The organism is Bartonella sp. AD328YNZD (assembly GCF_042196425.1).
The window spans coordinates 1-5,373 of sequence record NZ_JBHIQG010000170.1; the positions used below are offsets into that span (position 1 = coordinate 1).

A 5,373-nucleotide genomic window follows, 5' to 3' on the forward strand; every position below is an offset into this window, starting at 1 on the left:
CTATATATTTCATCTCCAATTATTAATTTCTAAAATGATTTTAGTAGCTTATAATAGCTTAATCGTATTATTTTAATATATTAGATAATATTCTTCCGCTTGTTACCAAAAAACGCCTTAAGAATTCTTTTGGTAAGTCTCCTTATCTTATTTCTAAGTAATTTATAAAAAGAAATATAAAACTTTTTTCTACAGCAGTTCTAATCTTATTATTTTTTACACAACATTTCAATCAATTAAAACATACTTGAATAAATCTTCTCATACACAAAAACTCTTTCACTCAACCCAAAGCTATAATTTTCATTCTTACCGTGCAAAATTATTGTTTAGTATGAGCTGGCATCTAAACCATATCTATTAAAATAGTTTATCTCTCTCCTCTCTCATACAAAGAACGCAATATCCCTTATTTCTGCTTGAACCTTAATAATATTATCCATAGATACTCAAAATTAACTTACGAAAAAATTCAATGCACAAATAAACTTTCCCGCTGATTTCTTCCCGGCCTTCAAAGGACGAAAACTCTTAATCCAATTTGGCTTATAAACAGTTTAGATTCTTGTCGAGCGCAGCTCCTCTTGTTTTCCCACTCATGAAATTAAGTTAACTCAAAGCTCTACAAGCAAGTCCTGCTTTAAGAATATTTACCACACATTCTAAAAGCACTAGTATATTAAAGAAACTTACATACTTTATTTTACCACATCTGAAATGATAGTGTTTTTACAGTATAATAGGACGAAAAAATCCACGAACATAATAATTAGATGCTTTAATATACGAGAACAAGAAAGGACAAGCCCTTCGTTTTTGTTGCTTGCTCTTTAAAAAGAAGGTTCACTTAGAAGTGATTTTCTTAAATCTCATGACATAACCTTGTGTTATTAGTCTTAAGATGCAAATTATATTATTTCCTACGCTCTGTAGCGCATACCTCGCAACTACACGCTCATAATACCTTTTAAGCTGCATTTGATTCTGAAGTTTGAATTAATAAAGCATAAAGCGCATTGGCATTATGCGTATTGCGCAATTTTTGCACAACATCAGCATGACGCAAAACACGTGCAATCTGTGATAAAGCTTTTAAGTGATCTGCACCAGCATTTTCAGGTGCCAAAAGGAGAAAAACGAGATCTATAGGTTCGTCATCGAGAGCTTCAAAATCAACAGGACTTTCAAGACGTGCAAATATACCAATAATCCGATTAATATCTGGTAATTTCCCATGAGGAATCGCAATACCACCACCCAGACCCGTTGAACCAAGCTTCTCGCGTTGCAAAACAACATCAAAAATCACATGCTCACTAAGACCTGTCAGTTGAGACGCTTTTTCGGCTAAAATTTGTAGAACTTGTTTTTTCGAATTAGCCTTAAGAGCCGGAATGACCGCTTCCGGTGCTATTAACTCACTCAAATTCATCCTTTAATTTTCCTCTTATACGCTCAAATGCTCAATCAATAAACCTATAAACGGTATAGATATTTAAAGTTCTTTCACTTTCATGCATCATTGCATGTGTTTTTATTTTTCAATTTATAACGGGTGATAGTTTAATACATGTCATATCACTTTTAACACAACAATAAATAATATTTAGCTCCTCATTAACAGCATGAGAAAAAAAAGAAATGAAATTGTTCATAAAATTAATTTCCTTAAGACAATAGAAAAGGTCATTATTGATAAAATTTATTAGACTTATCACAAGAGTTAATGCACAATTCCCAATTAAATTTTTTCTTTTTTTTAACGAGCTCTTAATAACATGGGGAAACATACTGAGCGAAATAGACCTTTACTTTATACAATTACGGTATAGCTTAACACTGCCTTATAACAACAATCTAAAGGCTTCTAGAGATTTAATGACTTTTTTAGATCTATTCTGATATCTATAGACGAGCTCCTATTTTGAAATATGCCATACAAACCAATAAAACACGACAATCCCTCTTGAATAACCGCAATATATAATTGGTGCTCCCATCAAAATACCCGAAACAGCATTATCGATATGTTATTTGATTCGACAGAAAAAAATATGGTGAATATCTCTTACCTTTCAATAACACATACATTTATTTACAGCCTCATTTATCACTCATTATCACGTTAATCTAGTGATATCTTTTCTACGATACAATCATGTGTAATCTAAACTAATAAAACAACAAATTCACCTTATAGTGATGAAGCTTTCTGCACCACTCCATAAAAACATTTTAAGATTATAGTCATAAAAGAAGTTTTAGCATAAATAAGGAGATTTTCAGTAATAATGTTCGGTTAAACTTAAATGGAAACTCGTGAAAATTGTAAAATCAAAGAGAAAACTGATTTCCCAAATAAATTCTGCGTACATCAACGTTGTTGATAATATCATTAGGACAACCGTGAACTAACACCCGCCCTGTATGAATAATATAAGCGCGATCGACAAGCCCTAATGTCTCACGTACATTATGATCCGTTATTAAAACACCAATGCCACGCCTCGTTAAATGACGAATAAGTTGTTGAATATCGAAAATAGCGATAGGATCAATTCCTGCAAATGGTTCATCAAGTAACATAAAATTGGGACGAGACGCTAAAGCGCGCGCAATTTCAAGTCGCCGACGCTCACCCCCAGATAAAGAAAGTGCAGGCATTTTACGTAAATGATCAATTTTAAATTCATGTAATAGGCTATCTAACTCTTCACGTTGTTTAAGGCGATCTTTTTCAACGACCTCTAAAACAGCTTTAATATTATTTTCTACTGAAAGGCCACGAAAAATAGAGGCCTCCTGCGGAAGATATCCAATACCTAAACGTGCACGTCGATACATCGGAAAATGTGTAATATCAAATCCATCAATCTTAATGGAGCCTCCATCAGATTTTATGAGCCCCATAACCATATAAAAACAAGTTGTTTTACCTGCCCCATTAGGCCCTAAAATACCAACAGCTTCTCCTGTACGAATGCCAAAAGAAACACCATTAACAGTTCGTCTTCCTCTATAAACTTTAACTAAATGACTGGCAATCAAGGTCCCCTTTAAGCGCTTTTTTGAAGCTTCACTTGCAAGGTCATACCTATCTGTCTGTTTTTTTCTTTTGATTCCAAACATGAAATCTTAATGGCCATTCTTTTGATTTTGTTTAAAAATAATAGAAACACGGCCTTTTTTCTCAGGCGTCTCACAACCTTCTAAAAAAGCCTTTCCGCTTTCCATATTTGCCGTTAGTTTGCACCCCGTTGCCACATTATCACCATCAGTTAACACAACATGCTTCCCAGTCAAACTCATCATTTTTGACTTTCCATCAAAAACGCCTTTATCACCTGTAGCAATTTGCGTAGCAATTTTTATATAGACCTTTCCTAAAGCTTCCATTTTTTTTATGCTTGACGAACCCAATAAAGAAACAGGTGATGCCTTTGTATATTCTTTGTTTCTATCCGTTTTTTTATAGGCTTTATCGTAGTAAACAACTAATTTTGCCGTTCGTAAAAGACGTTCACCTTGTACTACTGAAACATCACCCTGAAAAAGCGCTATCCCCTCTTTATCACGTATTTCTAAAGAATCTGCATAAAGTTCTACCGGTTCTTTGTCATTTGATAGACTTATTCCAAAATGAGTCCCTTCAGCATATCCTAAAACCATCCCTCCTTCTAACATTCCCATGCTAAAAGCTAATGCCATACCTATCCATCTTTTGTATGATCTCATGATTTCAATTCTTCATGTTTATATATACACATACTTTTCTTTACAAATATCCACTTTAAAGATTCGTATTGATATTCCGTCATTGCTTTTGCAGCACTAAATGCACACCACCATGAAAATACATGTTTTTTCCTTTTTCTCGAATTTGCAAAGCATTTGCTGCAAGATGCAAACCTGCTCGCTGAATATTAACACGTTGATCTGTTTTTAACTGCCCCTCAGATAAATTAATACTAGCGGATATAAATTGTGCCATCATCCCATCATTTGTTGTAACAGTGAATGGCTTATCCAACTGTAAAAAACCATTAATGTTATCATAAACTCCCCCTTGTGCTGCGAGAAAAACCTGTCTTTGTTGGCCCATAAACGCTTTAGCCGTAATGTTTTGCAACCTAATTATTCCAGAGTGTGTATGATCTTGAAATGCCTTTTCTGCTTTAAGCCAATAAGGTTCATGAGCACGCGTATACCCTTCTAATTTTGGATTGAGTATCGTCAAATTCATCACTTCACTCTCTTCGCTATTCAAAGGCATAGAATTAGAAGTAACAGGAACTGAGAAAAACGTAAACCAGCAAAAAACCAACGCTGAAACCAACGCTAAGAAAGGTAAAAAAATTTTTAATATGCTAATGCGACGCGAATGACGGGAAGCTTTTTTAAAAACATCTCCAAAAGATGATCGCGTGGAAAAGACTTCATAAGGTTTGTGTACGAACATATTCTCCTAATCTCTTAAATGTTCCGCATTTTTAATTTGTATAACCTTTATAAGAGGTATTTTAAAATTTTGTTTCTTGCAATTTGTTTTTTCTTTGTTTTATTTTGCTTTTATCCGCTTATATATTGTAATATGCATGGAGTGCACAATTATAAAAAAGTTTTTTGTGTGAAAGTGAGGCTATTGTGGTTAAATCAGAGCTTGTGCAAATTATTGCTCGTCATAACCCACATCTTTTTCAAAGAGATGTGGAAAATATTGTGAACGCTATTTTTGAGGAAATTTCAACAGCACTTGCAAATGGCAATCGCGTTGAACTTCGTGGATTTGGAGCTTTTTCTGTAAAGAGCCGTTCAGCTCGTAATGGACGTAATCCACGAACAGGTGAAGCCGTTACTGTTGATGAAAAGTGGATTCCCTTTTTTAAAACTGGCAAGGATTTACGTGACCGTCTTAATCAATGAGAAACTTATGATTATTAAACGTATTCTTCTAACAAGTATCAGTGTGATTCTCGCTGCGTTTTTGATTGTTTTTATCGTAGCTAATCGTCAAATGGTTCCGTTAAACCTTGATCCTTTTCGAGCAAATTCTGAAAGTTTTACTTATCATGCTCCCCTCTTTATATGGCTCTTTATTTTCTTTGGTTTTGGTATCTTATTAGGAAATTTGATCCGTTGGTTTTCCTATCACAAATGTAAAAAAGCTCTCAAAAAAAGTAAAGCCGAGATAGAGAAATTGAAAACGACTATATCAAATCTGGTATAATGGTATTTTAATGAAATCTTTTTCTCTCTGTATTTTATATTAATACGGAGTTTAAAAGTGCTCTTTTTCTTTTTTATACATGTTTTAATTGACTTTAGCTTTTTTGCACTTTTACGAAACATTTAAGAGCTTTATAATATATTTTT

Annotated in this window: 6 protein-coding genes; 2 read left to right on the plus strand and 4 right to left on the minus strand. The window is 33.7% G+C overall.

Going from position 1 to position 5,373, the window contains the following annotated elements; genetic code table 11:
- Positions 1 to 967 precede the first annotated feature (967 nt).
- The 4 genes from ptsN to lptC form a co-directional block, all read right to left on the minus strand.
- Positions 968 to 1,432 (minus strand): PTS IIA-like nitrogen regulatory protein PtsN, encoded by a 465-nt coding sequence (ptsN, locus tag ACFIO3_RS08250; protein ID WP_375607916.1) that lies wholly within the window; start codon positions 1,430 to 1,432, stop codon positions 968 to 970.
- 902 nt (positions 1,433 to 2,334) lie between these two features.
- Entirely contained in the window at positions 2,335 to 3,129 is a 795-nt protein-coding gene (gene lptB / locus ACFIO3_RS08255) for an LPS export ABC transporter ATP-binding protein (RefSeq protein WP_375704302.1), read from the minus strand.
- A gap of 6 nt (positions 3,130 to 3,135) precedes the next feature.
- Complete coding sequence (locus ACFIO3_RS08260; RefSeq protein ID WP_375607914.1) at positions 3,136 to 3,708, minus strand: LptA/OstA family protein; 573 nt, start codon at positions 3,706 to 3,708, stop codon at positions 3,136 to 3,138.
- A gap of 106 nt (positions 3,709 to 3,814) precedes the next feature.
- Complete coding sequence (gene lptC, locus ACFIO3_RS08265) at positions 3,815 to 4,459, minus strand: LPS export ABC transporter periplasmic protein LptC (RefSeq protein ID WP_375607913.1); 645 nt, start codon at positions 4,457 to 4,459, stop codon at positions 3,815 to 3,817.
- 185 nt (positions 4,460 to 4,644) lie between these two features.
- On the opposite strand from lptC, the gene ihfB reads away from it, so the two are divergent.
- Together ihfB and ACFIO3_RS08275 are read left to right on the plus strand one after the other, a co-directional pair.
- Positions 4,645 to 4,923, plus strand: a complete 279-nt coding sequence (gene ihfB, locus ACFIO3_RS08270) for an integration host factor subunit beta (protein WP_375607912.1) — start codon at positions 4,645 to 4,647, stop codon at positions 4,921 to 4,923.
- 7 nt (positions 4,924 to 4,930) lie between these two features.
- The gene (locus ACFIO3_RS08275) at positions 4,931 to 5,227 is read left to right on the plus strand and encodes a lipopolysaccharide assembly protein LapA domain-containing protein (RefSeq protein WP_375607911.1); all 297 of its coding nucleotides are present in this window, start codon (positions 4,931 to 4,933) and stop codon (positions 5,225 to 5,227) included.
- The last annotated feature ends 146 nt before the right edge of the window (positions 5,228 to 5,373 follow it).